Source organism: Arthrobacter sp. AK01 (assembly GCF_021109375.1).
Classification (GTDB): domain Bacteria; phylum Actinomycetota; class Actinomycetes; order Actinomycetales; family Micrococcaceae; genus Arthrobacter.
Map to the genome: position 1 here is coordinate 1 of NZ_JAJOHP010000034.1, position 19,184 is coordinate 19,184.

Sequence of the window (19,184 nt, forward strand, 5' to 3'; positions counted from 1 at the left end):
CCCCCCCCTCCGGGGCGGCCCCGCCCCCCGGGTCGTGCATCCGCTCGCCCTCCCCCCCACCCGCTACCCACCCCCCCCCCGCCCCGCCGCGGGCCCCCGCCCCCCCCCGCTTCTCCAGTTAAAGCCGGGGCTGGTCAGGCCGGTGCAGCCGTGCTCCGCTGGCCCGCCGTGCTGGGCTCGTTCCAATCCGGGGACTGGAAGTGGGCGCCGCCGAACATCGGGAAGGACAACAGGCCTTCCTGGTCACGGAGTTGGGTCCACGGGCGGTTGATGCCGTGGGTTCCGTAACGGCGCAGCTGGGTAACGCGGTCCAGGTCCAGGACGGCAAAGAGGATCTCTTCCCCACCCCGGGCATGCTGCATGATGGTGCCCTCGGGATCCACGATGACGCTCTCGCCAACCCCGGACGGGGACGCGCCGTTGACGTTCACCACGTAGACCTGGTTGGCGAAGGCGTTGGCCTGGGACATGACAATCTCCATGGCCCTGTCCCGTGTGGTGGTGAGGGTTGGCTGGATAATGACTTCGGCGCCCAGCCAGGCCAACTGCCTCGCCACTTCCGGGAAGCTGCCGTCGAAGCAGATGGCCAGGCCAATGCGTCCGCAGCCGGGGATGTCGAACGTGACGAACGAATCTCCGGGCGTGGTGGTTTCGAACGGCCGCCAAGGGAAGAGCTTCCGGTAGCGGGCCACGATCTCGCCTTGCGGTGAAACGGCGATGGCTGTGTTGAAAGTGTTCCCGTTGTCTGTTTCCAGCAACGAGCCTGGCACGAGCCACACATTAAGCCTGCGGGCCAGTGCCGAAATGCGGTCGGTCAACGGGCTGGGGATCGGAGCGGCGGAGCGGGTTTCGCCTTCCGGGTCCGGCATCAGGAACTCGCCCGGTGCCGAAAGCAGGAGCTCTGGAACCACGATGACGTCCACGTCGGGGCCGAGCCTCTTGGCCGACTCGGCCTGGGCCTCGAACCGTGCCCACGTGGCCTCGAGGTCGTGCGGGACGGGGTTGGTCTGGATTGCTGCGATGGACAGGATGCGCATTTATGCCTCGGTATCGTTGCTGAGAATTGATAGAAGTTGGTGGCGGGTAGTGACGTTTCCGCGGGGAATCGTTTTGCCGGAGAAGAAGGGACGGAGCCTGGGCCTCAAGACCGCGGTGACCACAAGGCCGAGGGCCAAGGCGCCGATGCCGATCCAGAACACCGAGCCGATGCCCAGCCAGGACAGGCCGGCGTACTCCGGGGACAGCATGTCCACGGCGCTGTACGCGAACGCGCCGATCATGAGGATGGCGCCGAGGCCGGGGAGGATGCCTTTCAGGATCACGGCGGATGCGGAGGTGCGCATCAGCGGTGCGAAGTACACCACCGAGGCCAGTGCGGTGGCTGCGTAGTAGGCCGCGATCATCAGCCCCACCGAGAGGATGGCCAGTCCGATGAAGTCGGCGCTGATGGCCGTCAATCCCAGCGATATTGCCATGGTGATGACCGCCCACCAGATGATGGAGGTGGTGGGGGTTCCGCGCTTGGCGTGCATCCGCGTGGTTGCCCGGTGAAGCGCACCGTAAGTGCCCATGCTCAGCCAGGTCCGGGGCGTGCTGACTGCCACGGTCATCAGGGCCGCCAACGCTGAGACGCCTACTGCCAGGATGATGACGTGGCCAAACACCTCGCCGGCAGCTTGCGGGCCGAGGACCGAGAGGACGTCCGAGACGGTTTCCGGGTCGGTGATCCCCGCGGTTCCGGCGAATCCGACGGCGGCCGTGGCGGTCACGACGTAGAAGAACAGCAGGATGACGGTAGTGATGACAACGGCCTTGCCAGGTGTTCCCTTGCGGTCGGTGGTTTCTTCATTCACGGCTATCAGCGCGTCCCAGCCCCAGTAGATAAACAGGCACAGGATGACTCCGGACACGAGTCCGGACATGTCGCCGGATGCGAACGGATTGAACCAGGCCAGGCTTGGCTGCCTGCCGCCTTCTGCCGTTCCGGCGGAGGTCCCCGCGGCCATTGCGGTGAAGGCCGCGACGCAGAATCCGCCGAGAGCCACCAGCTGCAGGGCAATCAGCGCGTACTGGACCCACGCGGAGAGCTCGATCCCCCTCGCCGCGATCCATGCACTCAGGACAACCAGCCCGCACGCAATGGCAGAAACGGCTATGGGCTCCGCGGCGATCCACGCCAGGCCGAAGAAGTTGAGCAGATAGGTGGTGGCCACCTGGGCCAGCGCCGCGCTCGCAATGAAGGTGGCCATCTGGGGAACCCAGCCGCCGAGGAACCAGCCTGCCGCTGGGCCGAAAACGCGGGTTATCCAGACGAAAACACCGCCGCAGTCAGGCATCTCCTTGTTCAGGTCCCTGAAGGCAAGCGCCGTGAAAAGGATCGGGACAAATCCCAGCAGGAACGCAGCGGGGGTGCTTGCGCCAACGGCCAGGACTACGAATCCGAGCGTGACGGCCAAGCTGTAGGCGGGGGCGACGGCAGCCAGGCCGAGGGCGACGGTGGGGCCGATGCCGATGGACCCGGCTTTGAGGCCCTTGGAGCTTGGATCCCCAGGGACGGGGTCCTTGGGTGCCGGGTCCTTGGTGACCATGGGTGGGGAAGGGGGATGTGACACGGAGACTCCTCGTTGAATCAGTAATTTGAATCACATTCAAATTTGAATGCCATTCAATACCCGTCTAGAGTCAATGTCAACAGAAATCTTCAAGGGTCCACAGGGGAGCGGCAGTGGCGAGGGTCGACAAGAAGGAAATCCGGCGACAGGAAATCGTGGCTGCAGCCCAGGCCGTGGCCGCGCGTGACGGCGCCGAGGGGGCCACCCTGCGCGCCATCGCCGCCGAAGCCGGTATGGCCGCGAACGCCGTGCTCTACTATTTCGGCAGCCACGCCGAGATCATCGCTGCCGCCGTGCACGCATCCTCGGACAGGTTCCTGGAAAAGCTCGCAGAAGCTGTTGATCCGGGAATGGACCCCACAGCCCGGCTTGCCGCCGTCATCAGTGCGGGAACCACCGCCGGACTCGACGACGACGTCTCCCGCATCCTCTACGAGTACTGGCCCCACATGCTGCGCGACCCCGAGCAGCGCCGGATCCAGGAACAGCTCACCAGCGCCCAGGAACGCGTCTACCGGGAAATCATCGACGCCGGAACCCGCTCGGGCGAATTCTCGCCCCTTCTGCACCCGGACAAGATCGCCCGGACCCTGGTTGCCCAGGAAGACGGCCTGGTGATGGACGTGCTGGCCGGGAGTGCCAGCAGCGAGTACGTACTGGACCTGATGGGGAGCCTCGCCGCCTCGCTCCTGGGGTTGAAGACCGAGACCCTGTTGGACCTCATGGGCCTCCGGAGCGGGCCAGCCCGCACCACGTAAAGGCGTAGGCTGCTGCCATGGAGAAGACGTTCGACATTGAACTTGTGAATCACAACGAATACTTGGTGCGCTGGGCATCGGAAGGCCAAACCGGCGAATCCCTGGTCCACACCAACCCGGAATTCCTCGCGGAAGCGGGACTGGACGGATTCGATGAGCAACTGGTTGTTGGCGAAACCACAACGTACTTGGCGGAACACCAGCCGGTGATCGACTTCCCCCAGACGGTTGACCTCGAAGAGATCGCTGCCGCCTACCCGGATTACACGGAGCAGCTGAAGGCGCGTCTCGAAGCCAGGTAGGGAGTTGGCTCGGACCACCACAGGCGTACGCCCGGGCCTATGAGAACCGTCCCGGAGCCTCTATCCTCGTGACATGGGCGTTCGGGGAGGGTTTTCCTTGCCAGGCTCCCGCTTCATTGGCGGGGCCGGACCTTCCGGCGGGCAGGCGCAGCGCCATCCTCGAGGTGGGCGGGGTGGCCCATGAACCAACAGGACCACGTTCCGCCCCCGGACAACTGTGCTGCATTCCTCGAACGGCTGGATGACGCCGCAGCCAGCCTCACCACCCGGCTCCGTTCGGTGGACAAGGAGAGGAAGCCTGGCGACAACCCGGTTATCAGGTTTGTCCTCTTCAGCATTCTCGGCATGATGGTGGCGCTGACCATGATGGTCTTCATGACGGGACTCAGGAACGTCGGCTCCGTGGCATTGTTCACGGTGGCCTTCGCCGGCATCCTCACGGTCCCCGCGGTGGCAGCCCGGAGGACCTTCATGCGGCGCCTCACCACGCGGATCAATGACACGATCCATGAGGTCACGGGCAGCACCCACGAAGACCTGTCAGCGAAGCAACTCCGCCATCTGGCCAGGAGCGGCGAGGCCCTTCCGCTGTTGGTCAGCGGGATGCCCGGGTTGCGACTCCAGGTGCAACGGGTCCTGGCAGTTGAGGACGATGCTCCCGAGCGATGGCGTGCGGTCATCACGGCCGTCTCCCCACGCAACGGAATTGCCAGCTTTGACCGGTTGCTGGCCGCAACTCTGAGCGGGCAGGTCCAGAGCCCCACCAACGGCTAGCCCCGTCGCGTCGCTGACTGCCGGTGCGCCGCTACGCCCCGACGTCGGCCGTGACGCGCTCGCCGTTGAAGTACTCCAGCTGCCAGCCGTCCGTAGCATCGTGGTGGGCCAGGTTGAGGGCGGCGTTCTGGACACCGTCCAGGGTCCGGCCGATAGCGCGGTTGAGCGTCAAACGAATCAGCGTGCCGTGGGCAACCACCAGCACACGCTTGCCGGCGAATTCTTCGGCCAGTTCTTCCAGGGCAGTAATGCCCCGATCGGCGGCGGCTTCGTCACTTTCGCCGCCGCGGAAACCGCCGGGGATGCGCAGGGCCTCCAGTTCGGGACCTGCCTGCAGTCCCTCTGCGGGCCCAAAGCTGCGTTCGGTGAGCTCGGGTACCAGGCGGGAAACCTTCAGGCCCAGTCCCTCCGCAATGATCTCCGCCGTCTCCGCAGCGCGACCCAGCGGTGAGGACACTACTGCGTCCCACTGGCGATCCGACAGGACGGCGACGGCGTCGCGCGCCTGGCCGCGGCCGACGTCGTTCAGCGGAATATCGGTGGAACCCTGCAACCGGCGCTCGGCGTTCCAGTCGGTTTGGCCGTGGCGGACGAGGGCGAAAGTTGTGAGGGTCATGCTGTCCATTGTGCCTTGCGGGCCTGCCCGGCCGCAGTTCCGTATGTCACGTCGCCGTATGTCACGTCGCCGTACGTCTCATCCAGCAGTTGCTGAACGACGGCGGTCTGCTCGGCGATCGCGAAGTGTCCGCAGCCCTGCACTGTCACTGTCCGGATATGGGATCCAAGGGAAGCCAACTGATCCAGGTCGGACTGGGGCGTGAACGCATCGCACTCTCCGCGGGTGGCAAGGACCGGGCAGCTGATCCTGCGCCATTGGGCAAAATCGTACTGAGCGACGGCCCGCGTCGCCGCGGAGAACGCAGCGGGACGGGCCTCGCGTGCGAGCCTCCGGATGACGTGCGCGGGGATGGCTGCAGGGTCCGCGAACAGCGGCGACAGGAGCAGCCGCATGAATGGCGTGTTCCCCACCAACCGGATCAGTGCCCTCCCTGCCTTTCCGAAGACTGCGGTGGAGCGCATGAGAAGGATCATGACGACAAAAAACGGTATCCGGAACAGCCCACGCCATGGTTGCCGGGCCGCCTCGGCCACTCCAAGCATGGTGGCCGAAACCGCCGCTACGCTGAGGGTCTGCCCGGGCCACTCCGCAGCAATGTGCAGGGCAATGACGCCGCCCATGGAATGGCCCACAAGGTTCCACTTGCGGTATCCGAGGCCGTTCAAGACCTCGACGACGGTCCCTGCCATGGCCTCGACGGTGGCGGGCCCAAGCCGCGCACCTTCGGTGGAGTCGCCCCAGCCGGGCAGGTCGATGAGGACGCGGTCACGTTCGGGGGAGTCGGACAGCAGTGGCAGGAACGTTGTCCAGGATCCCGCAGCGCCATGAAGGTACACATCGGCGATGTGGCTGCGTGCGTCGGGGGCTTCCTGTACGCGGACAGCGCACGGGCCCAGTGCGGTATCGATCACCTCGCGGTGAAACCCTGCGCTGCGCGATACTGCTGCGCTGCGCGATGCCGCCGTTTCCTGCAGAACGTCCGTGACCACCCGCTGCTCCTCACCCTTTGACCGTGATTCGGAGCAGCGGGCGTCCTGGATCGGCAGGGCCTTCCTAGCCTGCTGACTGGTCCTTTTCGTAGACCGTGCGCCCGCCCACCACCGTCCGCAGGACCTTTGCTTCCAAGAGCGCTCCAGCATTGTCTGCGGCGAAAACGTCGGTGTCCAGGACCACGAAGTCTGCGTACAGGCCGGCGGCAAGACGGCCGATGTCATTCTCCGCTCCGCACGTCCACGCGGAATCACGGGTGGCGTGCTGGATCGATTCGGCCAGGGGCAGTGCGAATTCCGGGACGTTGGTGCCCGCTGAGGCATCCAAGGCCGACGCACGTGTGGTGGCCACGTACATGTTGGGAAGCGGGGCGTGGGGGGACGTGGGGGAGTCCGTGCCGAAAGCGAGCCGGGCGCCGGCATCCGTGATCCACGGCCACGCGAATCCGCGCTCCACCCGGGCGTCGCCCAGCTTGGCGGCCCAGTTTTCGCTGATGGCAGGATCGGCGTGGACCGGTTGCATGCTGGCTGTGATTCCCAGCGCGGCGAGGCGATCGATGTCGGCCCTGTCCACCAACTCAAGATGCTCAATCCGGTGACGGCGTTCGCGGGGGCCATTCTCCGCCACGGCGTGTTCCACGGCTCCGATGGCGATCCGCACCGATTCATCCCCGATGGCGTGCATCGCCACCTTCAAGCCGGCAGCGTCGGCCGCGGCAACCACGGGCGCGAGTTCCTTGAGGCTCCAGATCGGTTCAGCGTTCGACCCGTCGGCGTACGGCATGCCAAGGGTGGCAGTGCAGCCATCGATGGTGCCGTCGATGATCACCTTGATCCCCACCACGCGCAGGAAAGGCGATTCATGCTCGACGGCGAGACTCGCCGCCCGCTGGACCTGGGCGAGGTTTTCCTCCACGGAGCCGGTGTTGTTCACCCGCCAGTAGGCGATGAGGCGGCTGGTCAGTGTGCCGTCCTTGTCAGCACGCTTGAACGCTTCAAGGTCGGTCTCGTTGAAGCCCATGTCGCAGGCGGTGGTCACGCCGGTCTCTCGATAGGCCTGCTGGACGGCGGTGATGCTGGACGTGTGTTCGCTCTCGCTGACCTGGGCATCAAGGAATGGCAGCACCATGTCATAGAAGGCGTTCTCGTCGATATAGCCCGTGGCGTGACCGTGGGCGTCGCGCTTGATGGTGCCGCCGTGGGGGTTGGACGTGTGGTCATCGATTCCGAGTTCAGCCAGCGCCGCAGTGTTCACCCACACGGAGTGGAAGTCGTAGGCAAAGGCATAGACGGGCTTGTCCGGGACGACGGCGTCGAGCATCCTTGCGTCCGGTACACCGCCCGGGATTGCGCCATGCAGCCAGCCGGTAGCGAGGATGCGGTCCACGTCCGGGTGTCCGGTATCGCGTGCCTTGATCCGTTGCTGGATCTCTTCCACGGACTTGGCACCCCACAGGCTGACCTGCCCCAAGGCTTCGCCGGTGCCGACCACGTGTGCGTGGCCGTCCACGAACCCGGGCACCACCAAGCGGCCCTCAAGGTCCAGGCGATCGGCGTCCGGGCGCAGGCGTACGGCAGTGTCCGCGTCACCGACGTAGAGGATCCGTTCGTCCTGGACCAGCAAGGCCTCGGCCCAGCGGCGGGTATCGGAGGTGAAGATGCGGGCATTGGTGTAGAGCTGGGTGGTCACGCTGCGTTTTCCTTGCTTTCCGGTGCTGTTTCTTCTGCTGCGGAGGGCTGGTCCAGGGATCGGCTGACGTCCAGCAGCAACTGGTTCTGACGTTCGTGAAGCTGGTCGCTTTCCGGCTCCGGCCAGGTGGAGAGCTTCGCGATCACGGTATCCGTGGCGGGGTCGATCCAAAGGTATTGGCCGTGGATTCCGATCCCCGTCACATTGCCTCGCTCGTTGCCGGTGCACCACCACTGCCGGGTGTAGGAACCGCCAGGGTGGATCGCGGTGAATGAGGAATCCATCATGGCCTGGGGGTCCCCGCCCTCGAGGATGCTGTGGACCCACCCCTCGGACACCACCCTGCCGCCTGGACCGTTTCCGGCGTCGAGCATTAACTGCCCCACCCGGGCGAGGTCGCGGGCGGTACAGGAGACCCCGCCGTTCGCGAAGCCAAAGCCGGCAGTGTCCACCGTGATGGTGGCGTCCCGATCCGCGTCGAGCTTGGACCAAAGATACTTTGAGAGGGCTTCCGGGTAGCGGAGGCCGGTGACCCGCTCGATGATCCAAGCGAGGACGTCCGTGTTGGCCGAGCAGTACTGGAATTCGCCCACGGTGCCGTTGCCGGTAAGCGTGGCCAAGAACGCGTAGGTGTCCTCGGGGTCGCCCGGGCGGCGGGTTCGCCACCCGGCGGAGCGGTCGTGGGTCTGCACTTCAGAGGCCGGGTCCACGTAGTTCTCGCTGTAGTTGAGGTGGATGGCCATATCGAGCACGTGCTGGATGGTGGGTCCGTCATAGGCCGATCCGGTGAGCTCGGGAACATAGTCCACTACGCGGGCGGAGGGGACGATCTCTCCGGAGTCAATCAATGCACCGACAACCAGGCCGCACATCGACTTCGAAATGCTCATCACCAAATGTCGGTCATCGGGGGCGAAGCCGGGGCTGTAGTAGTCCGCGATGACGCGGTTGCGGTGCAGGACCAGGAAGGCGTCGGTAAACGTCTCTTCGAGCCGGCGTCTCAGGCCCGGGAGCGCCAACGCATCCAATCTGTCAGTAGCCTCAACAGGGGCGGCCGGGAAGCGGCGGGAGACTGACGCCGTCGGAAGCAGCTCGCCCAGGTGCGCGAACGTCCAGCGGTTGTGCGGTCCCTCCTGCCAGGTGTCCAGGGTGGGTTGGCCGGCGGCGCCGGGGTATCGCGCGGGATGGGTTCCAGTGGTGGTCATGCTCGGGCTCCTTCGGGGACGGGTGTTTTGCCGCGGGTGCGGCGCAGGGCGGGGACCAAGGCGATGTACACCCCGGCGGTGACGATCACGGACACCGGCACGGAAAGGTCCAGCAAGCCCATGGCCGCTGCGATGGGGCCGGTGAACACGGCGTTGGTGAGGAAGAGCGACGCGACGGCGGCGCCGAGGATGACGGCCAGCAAGCCGGGGATGTGCCAGCCTCCGCTGTACCAGAAGGGGCTGCCGGGCTTCTCGTTGAACAGCTCCTCGCCGTCGTAGCGGTTGCGGCGAAGAATGACGTCCACGGCGAAGATCGTCATGGTGGGCCCGGAGATGAGGACCAGCAGCTGCAACATCAGGTTGACGGCATCGAGGAGGCTTGTGGACATCACGAGGTAGATGGTCAGCGCTGTGCCGATCGCTCCGACCACCATCGCGGACGGGATGCGCCGGATCGGTACGCCGATGGACTGGAATGCCATGCTCGCCGTGTAGGTGGTCATGCCGTTGAGCGAGATGGTGTTGATGATGACCCCCACCACGAAGATGGGACCCAGCCATGCCGGGAGCAGGGCCAGGAGTGCCGATTCGATGCCGAGGTCCATGGCCGCTGCGCTGACGCCGGTAGCCAGAAGTGCACCCACGGCCGTGAAGAACATGCAGGGAAGGGCGCCGCCCAGGGCCGTGGCCGCGATGATGTGTGACCGTTTGGTGGACTGTGGGAGATAGCGCGCGAGGTCGGGGCTGTTGGTGTAGGAGAGCGGAGTGGAGGCCAGGATGGCGAAACCGATGGTCATCGCAGACCAGAGCGGTGCGCCTTCCAAGGGTGCCGGGGCCGTGTAGCCCCATTGCACGTGCGGCAGGACGAAGGCCGTGACCAGCAGGAATACGGCCAACAGGACCGAGGCCACTACGGGGTAGCTGCGCAGGATCAGGGTGTGACCGAATACCGCCACCAGCACCGTGATTGCGGCAACGACGATGGTGACCAGCACTGGCCCGGCCACGGGATCCGTGAAGCCAAGTTGTGCCAGGAGTTCAGCGCCCATGAACGATGACGCGAGCCAGTTCAGGGCCAGGAAGACGGCGGAAATGAACCAGCCGAAGAAGGCGACAATCACCCTGTTGCCGCGGATTCCGTAGATGGCGCGGGTAATCACGGACCCGGATGTTCCTGCGGCCGGGCCACTCGTGGCCACGATGCCGGTAAGGATCCAGGGGAGGCTGCCGGCGACGATGACCAGGAGGGCCTGCCAAAGATCCAGGCCAAGCAGGATCAGCGATGCACCAACGGTGAAGTTCAGGACGCTGACGTTGGGGGCCGCCCAGACAGGGAAGAGATCGCGGGCGCGGCCGTGCCGCTCTGAGGCTTCGATGAGTTCAATGCCGCGGGTCTCGGGGTGGGCAAGTGGCTCCGGATAACTGGCCGGATCGGTCAAATGGGGCTGGGACAACGCTGTTCCTCTCGGGCAAGGACCGGCTCGCAACGCTGGGATACCGGTCCGTCGACGCTATTGGTCATGCGACCAACGTGCTATTGGTCACTTATCCAATAGAATGTGGGGCATGGTGTCAAGCCCCACATCCCAACGCGTCCGAAAATTACCTGACGAGCGCCGCGCCGAGATCCTTGCCGAGGCCGCTTCCATCGCCCTGAATGAGGGGCTGGAGCGGATAACCCTCCGTGCCGTAGCTGACAAGCTGGGGGTTCGGCCCGGGCTGATCAGCCATTACTATCCCGCCGCCGAGGACCTGGTGATCGCGGCCTTCGTCCGCGCCGTCTCGGAGGAGCGGGAAGAGCTGTTTCCCGACGCCGGGACACCCCTCCGGCGCATGGCCCACCTGATTTCGCGCATCGAAGGAAGTGGCGCCCTTGAGCTCACCCGGTTGTGGCTCAACGCAAGGCACCTCTGCCGGTTTACTCCGGCCCTGGGGGAGGCAATGTTGGCCCAGGAATACCTGGATCGCACCCGGCTGACCGCCCTCATCGAGGATGGTGTTGCCTCCGGCGACTTCGTGGTGGAGGATCCCTTCGCGGCCTGCATCCGGATCTGGGTGGCGATCGACGGAGTGGGTTCCTATGCGAACAATGCGGGTTCATTCGATTATGAAGCCTTCACGCGGTTCGTCACGGATGTGGCCGAATGGTCGCTGGGCGTGCGCGCGGGCACGCTCCGTGCGGCCGTTGACCGGCTGCGGGGGGCCTGATGAAGGGCCGTCGCATTGTCCTTCCGGCCGTTTAATCAGTATCCTGATGACTGATCCGGCGAAACCGGATGATGCTGTATCGGGCTGGGGGTTGCTCAAGTCGCAGTGGCTGAAGCAGGCGGCCGGGCGACTACCGTGAAGTTTGTATGACGGCGTTGCTTGGTAACGACGGACAGCACCCAGGTCCGTGACACCCAAGTGGGCCTGAAGGGCGTGACAATTCGTGGGCAACAATGACGAGGCCGTGGACTCCCGCGTCCCCGATTCCATCGACGAAACACTGGACGGCCGCTACCACTTGGGCGCAATCCTGGGCAGGGGGGCCATGTCCGCCGTGTACCAGGCGACAGACCTGCTGCTCGGCCGCGAGGTGGCCATCAAAATCTTCCTGCCCGGCTCGGGGGACGACTCTTTCCGCGCTCGCCAAGAAACCGAAATGAGGCTTCTGGCTTCCTTTGACCATCCAGGGCTGGTAGCGGCGTTGGATGCCGGCGTCGACACGAGGAACGACGAAGAACGCGCGTATCTGGTCATGGAACTGGCCGAAGGCCGGGACCTGCGGGCCGTGCTCTCCGAAGGAGCCCTCACCGTTCCTGAGACCACGCGCATCGGGATCCGGCTTGCCGGAGCGCTGTCGCAGGTTCACGCGCAGGGAGTCATCCACCGCGACATCAAGCCAGCCAACATCCTGGTATCCGACGACGACGGGCTGGGCGAGTCGGTGAAACTGGCGGACTTCGGCGTGGCGCTGGTGATGAACAACAACCGCCTTACCGCTACCGGCTTCACCGTTGGCACCGCCCAGTACCTCAGCCCGGAGCAGGCACAGGGCCTGGCGCTGACTCCCGCGAGCGACATCTACTCGCTGGGCCTGGTTCTCCTGGAATGCCTCACGGGCAGGGCCGAGTTTCCGGGGACACCTATTGAAACCGCATCGGCCCGCCTGCACCGGGCACCGCAGATCCCGTTGGAGTTGCCCGCCCCGCTGCGGTCGCTCCTTGAGGCAATGACGGACATGGATCCCGAAAACCGCCCGGGGGCGCATGAAGTCGAGCAGGCGCTTTCTGCTGAGGGGATCCAGTCGGGACGAAGGACTGCGGTTCTGCCGTCGGTGCCGTCCCGGCCCCCGCTTAGGCCGCCGACCCGGAAGCAGGCGACCGTTACCGGCCTCCGCGCCTTGACCAAGCGGCGGCCCAAGACGGTCCGGGGCGTCGCGGCTGCCGCGGTGACCATTCCGCTCGCCCTGCTGATCTTCTCCCAGGGCATCATTCCGACAGGCAACAACACAGCGGATCCATCACAGCCTGCTGATCCCGGCGTCTCACAGGCAGAACCGCAGCCCAGCGTGCCCGACGTCCCGGTTTCACCCGTTGGCCCGGAGCCCGCGGAGGCCGTGCCGGCAGAAGTGGTCGGTCTTCCGGAGACGACCCTGCCGGAGCAGGTTCCAGCCCCTGCCCTCCAGCCGCCCGCCCTCGAAGAAACCGCCGTCCAGGAAACCGCCGTCCAAGCGCCCCTAACGGGCAAGGATGCCGGCGATAAAAAGAGTGAAGGCAAACGCGACAAGAAGTCTGAAAAGGACCAGCTGAAGGGCTCCGACAAGTAGTCCAGGACGCGGTGGCCAGCGCTCGACGGCGACCTCCCGCCGTCGTGCGCTCGGTTCCGGAAGTTCAGCGGCCGGGAACACAACCCGCTGTGGTGCCCCGGCATTTGTAGCTTGCCCCGGGCTTCAGGTCGATGCCGGCGAACAACTGCGGGAGGGTCACCAGGTAAAGGCCTTTGCCCTTGAGTTGCGTGATCAGCTCATCCTGGCCGTCCACCGTCGACGCGTGAACGTCGTGTTGGAGGATGATTGATCCGGGCTTGACCAGCCTCATGATCCGCGGGAGGTAGACCGCCTTGTCCTTTGATTGCCAATCCATGGAATCGACATCCCAGAGGATCTGCGGCAACCCCACGGCATCGGCGACCGAGGCATTGCTTGCACCGTAGGGCGGCCGCAAGTAGCCCGGCACCACCCCTGTCGCCTTTTCGATTTCTTTCCGGGCGCCGTTGATCTCGCCCTCAATGCCCGCGGATGAAAGCTTTGTCAGGTTCGGATGGCTCAAGGTGTGGTTTGCGACCGTGTGGCCCGCTGCTGCCACTGACGCGGCCACCTTCGGATTGGCCCTGACATATCCGCCCTGTTGGAAGAACGTCGCAAACACCTTGTGCTTTTCGAGTATCCCCAGGAGCCGGGTGGTTTGGGCGTTGGGTCCGTCGTCGTACGTAAGGGCCGCGCAGGCGACGAGGTCGCAGTCGATATGTTCAAGGCCCATCGGGGCGGGCGCGGGGAAGTGGGGCGGTGTTTTCGCCATGATTGAGCTGCGAAGGGCTTGGCCTGCAGGCGAAAGGACCTCGCCAGTGGTTTCGGCGTTCACGATCATGGTGACAGGCTGCCTTGGCGCACCTGTGAGGGGGTCGTGGTGGAGGGTGACGCTGAGGTTCCCCTCGGCGGTGAACGCGATGGCGTTCAGCACCCCGGGGTCAACAGCTGAACCTGGTGGCGGCTCTGGGTGCGCGGGCCCCCCGTTTTCCCCGAGTATTGCCCGTAAGGTGCCGGTCATGGCCGGGCTGATCAAAGCGGCACTGTCCGTGACATCTCCGGTGCTGAGGTCCTGATAGATGATCTCGTCGACGAGCCCGACCCGCTCGCCCCCAACCATTGTTGTTTGAACAAATCTGGACCCAACAACACTTCCGGCGGCAAGGATGATTTCGTGGGTGATCGAAACTCCGTCGGACAGGAGCGCCGAAGGAGTGGGTGGCAGGGCCTCGGGTTGGTGGCGCCCGCCGGCACGGGCATCAAAAATGCTGAGCAGCCGGGCATCGAGCCTGCTGTTGAAAGTCTCTGCGCCGCTGATGTATTGCCACGTGGCGACCGTCGGAGAGGTCCCGGCCGTACGCGTGGTCATATCAACAATGGACGGGCCCGGGATGATCTTCTGAGGTGCCGTCCCGATGACCGCAAGCGTTGGTGGGGCCAGCGAAGAGGGCTGAACCGTCATCGGGACGCAGGCGGCTGTTAGGAGCACGATGCCCATGAGGAGGATCGTGAACGGTGAGCGGACTGGGGCGGACCGCATCACAGGTGCCCTAGCGGAAATGCGACGTCGTCATGCCTCGAATAATGGCAGGTGCAACGCCAAGGGAACCGGAGACACCCCGGGGAGCCTAGCTTCCAGAGGGAAAGCTGACCGCGACTGTTGTTCCGCCGCCGGGGGTTTCCCCGAGGGTGAGTTCGCCGCCGTGTGCTTTGGCGATGCTGCTGCAGGTGGCAAGTCCGAGGCCGGAGCCGGGGCCGTCGCCCTGCCGGCGCAGGCGCACTAAAGGTTCCAGGACCTTGGCACGGTCCTGCGGGTTGATGCCCTTGCCGTTATCGGCGACGAAGATTGTGGCCCCGTGGTAGTTGGAGACGCCGCTGATGCGGATGCGGAGCCCGCGATCCGGGCTGCGGTAGTTCATGGCGTTGGAGAGGAGGTTTTGCAGCAGAGTGCGGAGTTGGCCTCGGTCCGCGTGGAGCCTGAGGTCCTCAACATCAACGATGCTCTGGCTTTCGATTCCAAGGTCGCGGACAACCTCATCGGTGACCTCACGCAGGGACACCTCGGCGGGCCGGATGCCGCCACCCACGCGCGAGTAGCTCAGGACGTCTTCAAGCATGCCGAGCATCCGCCGGCCGCTGGCGCCGATGCGGTCCAGGTATCGTGCTGCGGTGCTTTCCGGCTCTACATCCGGGTCATCTTCCACCAACTCCACGTACCCGAGGATGGTGGTCAGTGGGATGCGGAGGTCGTGGCTCACCCGGCCGGCGAATCCGGCGAGTTTGGCGTTGCTTTCCCTGAGCTCGGAGTAGGTCCGATCCAACTGGACCGTGCGGTGCTGCAGTTCAAGCAGTTCCACAACTTGCTTGGCCAGGACCTCCAGCATGCCGACCTGTTCCGGACGCAGCTCCTTGGTCTTGTCGGAGAAAACGCACAGGGTTCCGGGGACGAATCCCGACTCGGTGTGGAGCGGTACGGAGGCGTAAAAGCGGACGTTGCCGATTTCGCCGGTGACAAAGGGGTTGTCCGCGAAACGGGGGTCCTGGGAGGCGTCCGCCACCACGGTCCTCTCACCCGAGAGGAACACCTTGGCGCACATGGAATCCTCACGCGAGCACACCCCGGGGTCGACGCCCCAGGCGCCGATCTGGTGCTGGTACTCGGCGCTGATGATGTTGACCACGCCGAACGGTGCGCCACACAGCTCAGTAGCAAGCCTCACGAGGTTCTGCAGGGCACTCAGGACCGCGGCATTGGGAAGAAGGGTGGAATCCACAGCCGGGTTAAGGCCATACTCCTGGAGTTCCAAGTCCCGGCCGGCGTCCTTCGTGAAGGACAACTGCCCCTGAATTTCCGTCATAAAACAATCCCCCAAGAGTCTCGTGAATTCCCTGCCGATACTACCGGCAGGTTGGCCCCGGTGGTTTACTGGGACGCATGACCGAGCAGGAACCTGCCTCCGCTGCGTCTACCGACAACATCGACCTTTCCGTGCGAACTCCCGCGCAGAGATCCCGCACTTTCACCGGGATCCTGATCAATACCGCGCTCGCCAACATCACCACAAGCTATCTGTGGTTCGCCCTGACATTCTGGGTGTACCTGGAGACCCGGAACGTGATCGCCACGGGTGTCATCGGCGGTGCGTACATGTTGTTGATCGCCCTCTCCAGCATCAGCTTCGGCACCTTCGTTGACCGATACCGCAAGCTGGCGGTCATGCGCTTCGCCGCCGCCTTCACGCTCGTGATGTTCGTCCTGTCCGGAGTCATGTTCCTGCTGACACCGGAGCAGGCGCTGTTGGACCTGACACAACCCTGGTTCTGGGTTTTCACCATGATCATCCTGATCGGCGCGGTGGTGGAGAACATGCGCAACATTGCCCTTTCAACCACCGTCACCATCCTCATTGAGCCTGACCGGCGGGCCAACGCCAACGGGCTGGTGGGCATGGTGCAGGGACTTATGTTCATTGTCACCTCGGTGCTATCCGGGCTGTCGGTGGGATTGCTGGGCATGGGATGGACCGTGGTTGTGGCTCTGGTCCTCACGGCCTTGGCCTTCGGGCACCTGCTCACGCTGCGCCTGCCGGAGGAAGTACGGGCAGCCGCCTCCGACGCCCAGGGTGGATTCGACCTGCGCGGTTCATGGGCTGCCGTCATGGCTATTTCCGGGCTGTTCGCGCTGATCCTGTTCTCCACGTTCAACAACTTCATCGGCGGGGTCTATATGGCCCTGATGGATCCCTACGGCCTGGAGATGTTCTCTGTGGAGATGTGGGGAACTGTCTTCGCGATAGGCGCTACGGGCTTCATCCTGGGCGGCGCACTGATCGGAAAATTCGGGCTCGGTTCCAACCCGTTGCGCACCATGCTCATTGCTGTTGCGTTGATGGGGCTCATTGGGGCCCTGTTCACCGTGCGGGAGTGGGCGTGGCTTTACATCGTCGGGATCTGGCTCTACATGGCGCTGGTTCCCGTGGTGGAGGCAGCAGAGCAGACCGTCATCCAAAAGGTGGTCCCCCTGCCCCGGCAAGGGAGGGTGTTTGGCTTCGCCATGGCGTTCGAGTCTGCGGCGGCACCCATCACCGCTTTCCTCATTGCCCCGATCGCCCAGTTCTGGCTCATCCCTTACGCCCGGTCCGAGGAAGGTGCGGCCCAGCTGGAACCGCTGCTGGGTGAAGGCATCTCGCGGGGCATCGCCCTGGTGTTCCTGGCCGCGGGCCTCATCATGATCGCCGTGGCGCTGATTGCTTTCCTGTCTCCGGTCTACCGGCGGGTCTCCGCCTCGTATGCGGAGTCGGCTGCAGAAGAACCGGAAAATGAAAACGTGGACACGGCGTCCCCGAACTGAGAGACCGCAAAAATCACTCTATTCGGATGAGACCGGGTGATTGCCTGCAGGTGCAGGGTGGAGTCAGTTCGTGGTGGGCGGGCGGTCCTGCAGAGATGGAGACGGTTCTATGGCTCAGAAGGACCCCAGTGATTACTTCATCGGCTTCAAGGCCGGGGACGTCATGTTCCTTGCGTGGAAACCCGGTGTCCGCATCGAGGCCGCCAATGCCCGCGCAGCGGTAGAGGCAGTGAACCGCCTCGCCGCGGGCAGCAGGTATCCCCTGCTGGTCACCATGGCCGACACCGCTCATCTCAGCCGCGCAGCCCGGGACGTGTTCGTTGAACCCTGCGCTGCCTCCAGGATCGCGTTGTTGGGAAACAACCCCGTGGACCGCATGCTCGCCGACTACCAATTGGCCGTTCAAGAACCTCCGTGCCCCACCCGCTTCTTCACCTCCGAAACGGAAGCGATCTCCTGGCTCCGGAGCTCCTCCGAGGACCTGCAACACGAGGAGCACAAGGACCGGAGCGGCTCCGGCGGAAGAGCCGCACCATGACGGAACCGGCGTCGGACGCTACCAAAACTGCTGCCCCCGCACCCGGGAGTTCAACCCGGCAGCATCGGGTGGCCAACGAGTCCGAAGCCCTTCTGGCGGCGTCCTCGGCGGCGGTCGTGGCCGGCGTGGCCGCATTGCTCATCTTCTTCGGCCGCACCCCGCCTTTGTGGGGAGGCGTGTCCCTTGGAATAACGACGGCGGGCGCGGTTCTGGTGCTCGGATTGTCCGCCGCCTATGTGGGCTACTGGCGTTCGCGGTACCTCCCGGAGCAGCATTGGCGGCTCAACCTTCCGCCGTGGAAGTTCATCGTTGACTCCTCCACCGTGGCCCTGGTCCATGCCTTGATCGCGGCGATCGCAACTATCGCCACTTTCCTCCTCCTGCAGCGCAGCTTCCAAGGACTCACCGTGGACATCTACGCGGCGACCGTGGGAATGGCGGTGGGATCCGGACTGGCCGTGTACTGGATCTATCTCTCGGTGTATGACATCAGCACCCGCAAGTTGTCCGGCCTTCTGGTCCTGTTCATGGTGATGAGCACGGTGGCGAGCATGGCCACCTCCCAGGACCCCCAATGGTGGGAGTACCATTTCAGCCAACTCGGCACGTTGGGTGGAGCATCCAGTGGCCTGTTCAACCTCTCGTTGATCGTCGCGGGCTTCTTCATCACCACCTTCGCCGTGTACCTGGACCGCGACCTTCGCTCACTCATAGCGCGGGGCGTGCTGGTCAACACGTGGAGCGCAGGCGTCTGCTCCGGCGCGTTTGTGGCCATGGGCCTTCTCCTCGCCGGGGTGGGCGTGGTTCCGTTGTCAGTCAGTTTCCTGGTGCATACGCTGTTCGCTTCCGGGATGGCGGTTGTGTTCATCCTCCTGCTGCTGGCCTCGCCGTTTGTTCTGAGAGGCCTGCCGCGCCGCTTCTTCCTTCTTTGCGGCGCGTTCCTGGCCGCCCTCATCGTTTCGCTCGTGCTCTTCTTCCCGGTGGGCTACTTCAACCTCACAGCCTTTGAACTCATCGCCTTCGTGATCATCTACGGCTGGATCGCCGTCTTCATCCGCCTGCTCGACGCCCTCGCCACCGGCAACGACTAATGGTCGTCCCAGAGGTCCAGGCAGAGGTCCAGGTCATTGCAACCTACAGGCCAGTCGTTTCCATAAGGCTTGGAACGAGCGAATTATTGCGGCGTTCCCTGCCCACTAGTTGCGAGGACATGCCTGTTGACCACCCCAGCTGAACGTCTCACTGCCCTGCTTGCGAAAATGAGCGACCGCGAACTGACGGCGAACTTCAACGAAGTTAACCGGGAATTCGAAATTATATTCACCGATGATCGCGGGAGTTCCAGAACTTTCAGGATGCCCCTGGAGCCGGATGAGTTATGGGATCGCATTCAGGTGCCTGAGTCGGATAGGGATGCTCTGTGGCCGGATGTTTCTGTTGAGGAAGCGTCGTTGCGGTTGTTTAGCGTGCATTTGTTGCACTCACCGCCTCGCCGGAGCTCTTCGAGTAACACGGGATTCATCCCCCTCTTCGAGTGAGAACTCCCCAACTCCCTA

General features: G+C 64.4%; 17 protein-coding genes. 8 read left to right on the forward strand and 9 right to left on the reverse strand.

The genetic code is table 11. The annotated features are described in order from the left end of the window. Nucleotides 1-134: 134 nt before the first annotated feature. Both LN996_RS13205 and LN996_RS13210 read right to left on the reverse strand, forming a co-directional pair. Nucleotides 135-1,037 (reverse strand): carbon-nitrogen hydrolase family protein, encoded by a 903-nt coding sequence (locus LN996_RS13205; RefSeq protein WP_231340832.1) that lies wholly within the window; start codon nt 1,035-1,037, stop codon nt 135-137. Beyond that, nucleotides 1,038-2,612 (reverse strand): APC family permease, encoded by a 1,575-nt coding sequence (locus LN996_RS13210; RefSeq protein ID WP_231340833.1) that lies wholly within the window; start codon nt 2,610-2,612, stop codon nt 1,038-1,040. Nucleotides 2,613-2,725: 113 nt separating this feature from the next. On the opposite strand from LN996_RS13210, the gene LN996_RS23800 reads away from it, so the two are divergent. From LN996_RS23800 to LN996_RS13225, 3 genes are all read left to right on the forward strand, one after another. Continuing rightward, nucleotides 2,726-3,370 (forward strand): TetR family transcriptional regulator, encoded by a 645-nt coding sequence (locus LN996_RS23800; protein ID WP_231340834.1) that lies wholly within the window; start codon nt 2,726-2,728, stop codon nt 3,368-3,370. Between the two features lie 17 nt (nt 3,371-3,387). Continuing rightward, nucleotides 3,388-3,672: a hypothetical protein gene (locus LN996_RS13220; RefSeq protein ID WP_231340835.1), complete on the forward strand. Its 285-nt coding sequence runs from the start codon at nt 3,388-3,390 to the stop codon at nt 3,670-3,672. Nucleotides 3,673-3,852: 180 nt separating this feature from the next. Continuing rightward, a complete protein-coding gene (locus tag LN996_RS13225) occupies nt 3,853-4,446 on the forward strand; it encodes a hypothetical protein (protein WP_231340836.1) in 594 nt (197 codons plus the stop codon). A gap of 31 nt (nt 4,447-4,477) precedes the next feature. Here the strand turns inward: LN996_RS13225 and LN996_RS13230 are convergent, their stop codons facing one another. From LN996_RS13230 to LN996_RS13250, 5 genes are all read right to left on the reverse strand, one after another. Then, nucleotides 4,478-5,071 (reverse strand): histidine phosphatase family protein, encoded by a 594-nt coding sequence (locus tag LN996_RS13230; protein WP_231340837.1) that lies wholly within the window; start codon nt 5,069-5,071, stop codon nt 4,478-4,480. Then, nucleotides 5,059-6,054 (reverse strand): alpha/beta fold hydrolase, encoded by a 996-nt coding sequence (locus LN996_RS13235; protein WP_231340838.1) that lies wholly within the window; start codon nt 6,052-6,054, stop codon nt 5,059-5,061. Before LN996_RS13235 ends, LN996_RS13230 begins: the two co-directional genes overlap by 13 nt. A gap of 64 nt (nt 6,055-6,118) precedes the next feature. Next, the gene (locus tag LN996_RS13240) at nt 6,119-7,744 is read right to left on the reverse strand and encodes an amidohydrolase (RefSeq protein WP_231340839.1); all 1,626 of its coding nucleotides are present in this window, start codon (nt 7,742-7,744) and stop codon (nt 6,119-6,121) included. Next, nucleotides 7,741-8,949 (reverse strand): serine hydrolase, encoded by a 1,209-nt coding sequence (locus LN996_RS13245; protein WP_231340840.1) that lies wholly within the window; start codon nt 8,947-8,949, stop codon nt 7,741-7,743. Before LN996_RS13245 ends, LN996_RS13240 begins: the two co-directional genes overlap by 4 nt. Continuing rightward, nucleotides 8,946-10,403, reverse strand: coding sequence for a cytosine permease (locus tag LN996_RS13250; RefSeq protein ID WP_231340841.1), 1,458 nt, complete (start codon nt 10,401-10,403; stop codon nt 8,946-8,948). Before LN996_RS13250 ends, LN996_RS13245 begins: the two co-directional genes overlap by 4 nt. Before the next feature lie 112 nt (nt 10,404-10,515). Between LN996_RS13250 and LN996_RS13255 the strand changes: the two genes are divergently transcribed. Together LN996_RS13255 and LN996_RS13260 are read left to right on the forward strand one after the other, a co-directional pair. Continuing rightward, on the forward strand, nt 10,516-11,157 hold the full coding sequence (locus LN996_RS13255) for a TetR/AcrR family transcriptional regulator (RefSeq protein WP_231340842.1): 642 nt from the start codon (nt 10,516-10,518) through the stop codon (nt 11,155-11,157). Between the two features lie 223 nt (nt 11,158-11,380). Next, nucleotides 11,381-12,760, forward strand: a complete 1,380-nt coding sequence (locus LN996_RS13260) for a serine/threonine-protein kinase (RefSeq protein WP_231340843.1) — start codon at nt 11,381-11,383, stop codon at nt 12,758-12,760. Nucleotides 12,761-12,824: 64 nt separating this feature from the next. On the opposite strand, the gene LN996_RS13265 is transcribed toward LN996_RS13260, so the two are convergent. Together LN996_RS13265 and LN996_RS13270 are read right to left on the reverse strand one after the other, a co-directional pair. After that, nucleotides 12,825-14,279, reverse strand: a complete 1,455-nt coding sequence (locus LN996_RS13265; RefSeq protein ID WP_231340844.1) for a polysaccharide deacetylase family protein — start codon at nt 14,277-14,279, stop codon at nt 12,825-12,827. A gap of 88 nt (nt 14,280-14,367) precedes the next feature. Continuing rightward, nucleotides 14,368-15,597 carry a GAF domain-containing sensor histidine kinase gene (locus tag LN996_RS13270; protein WP_231340845.1) on the reverse strand — a complete coding sequence of 410 codons (1,230 nt, stop codon included), beginning with the start codon at nt 15,595-15,597 and terminating at the stop codon, nt 14,368-14,370. 77 nt (nt 15,598-15,674) lie between these two features. Here LN996_RS13270 and LN996_RS13275 point away from each other — a divergent pair, with 77 nt between their 5' ends. The 3 genes from LN996_RS13275 to LN996_RS13285 all read left to right on the forward strand — a co-directional run bounded on the left by LN996_RS13275 (nt 15,675) and on the right by LN996_RS13285 (nt 18,719). Continuing rightward, nucleotides 15,675-17,090 carry an MFS transporter gene (locus LN996_RS13275; RefSeq protein WP_231340846.1) on the forward strand — a complete coding sequence of 472 codons (1,416 nt, stop codon included), beginning with the start codon at nt 15,675-15,677 and terminating at the stop codon, nt 17,088-17,090. Between the two features lie 109 nt (nt 17,091-17,199). Further along, a complete protein-coding gene (locus LN996_RS13280; protein WP_231340847.1) occupies nt 17,200-17,628 on the forward strand; it encodes an STAS/SEC14 domain-containing protein in 429 nt (142 codons plus the stop codon). Next, a complete protein-coding gene (locus tag LN996_RS13285) occupies nt 17,625-18,719 on the forward strand; it encodes a DUF998 domain-containing protein (protein ID WP_231340848.1) in 1,095 nt (364 codons plus the stop codon). Before LN996_RS13280 ends, LN996_RS13285 begins: the two co-directional genes overlap by 4 nt. Nucleotides 18,720-19,184 lie beyond the last annotated feature (465 nt).

Coding starts and splice junctions, on each gene's coding strand:
- LN996_RS13280 (WP_231340847.1), top strand. CDS start 17,200: ATGGCTCAGAAGGACCCCAGTGATTACTTCATCGGCTTCAAGGCCGGG.
- LN996_RS13205 (WP_231340832.1), bottom strand. CDS start 1,037: ATGCGCATCCTGTCCATCGCAGCAATCCAGACCAACCCCGTCCCGCAC.
- LN996_RS13270 (WP_231340845.1), bottom strand. CDS start 15,597: ATGACGGAAATTCAGGGGCAGTTGTCCTTCACGAAGGACGCCGGCCGG.
- LN996_RS13265 (WP_231340844.1), bottom strand. CDS start 14,279: ATGCGGTCCGCCCCAGTCCGCTCACCGTTCACGATCCTCCTCATGGGC.
- LN996_RS13255 (WP_231340842.1), top strand. CDS start 10,516: ATGGTGTCAAGCCCCACATCCCAACGCGTCCGAAAATTACCTGACGAG.
- LN996_RS13275 (WP_231340846.1), top strand. CDS start 15,675: ATGACCGAGCAGGAACCTGCCTCCGCTGCGTCTACCGACAACATCGAC.
- LN996_RS13285 (WP_231340848.1), top strand. CDS start 17,625: ATGACGGAACCGGCGTCGGACGCTACCAAAACTGCTGCCCCCGCACCC.
- LN996_RS13245 (WP_231340840.1), bottom strand. CDS start 8,949: ATGACCACCACTGGAACCCATCCCGCGCGATACCCCGGCGCCGCCGGC.
- LN996_RS13220 (WP_231340835.1), top strand. CDS start 3,388: ATGGAGAAGACGTTCGACATTGAACTTGTGAATCACAACGAATACTTG.
- LN996_RS13225 (WP_231340836.1), top strand. CDS start 3,853: ATGAACCAACAGGACCACGTTCCGCCCCCGGACAACTGTGCTGCATTC.
- LN996_RS13230 (WP_231340837.1), bottom strand. CDS start 5,071: ATGGACAGCATGACCCTCACAACTTTCGCCCTCGTCCGCCACGGCCAA.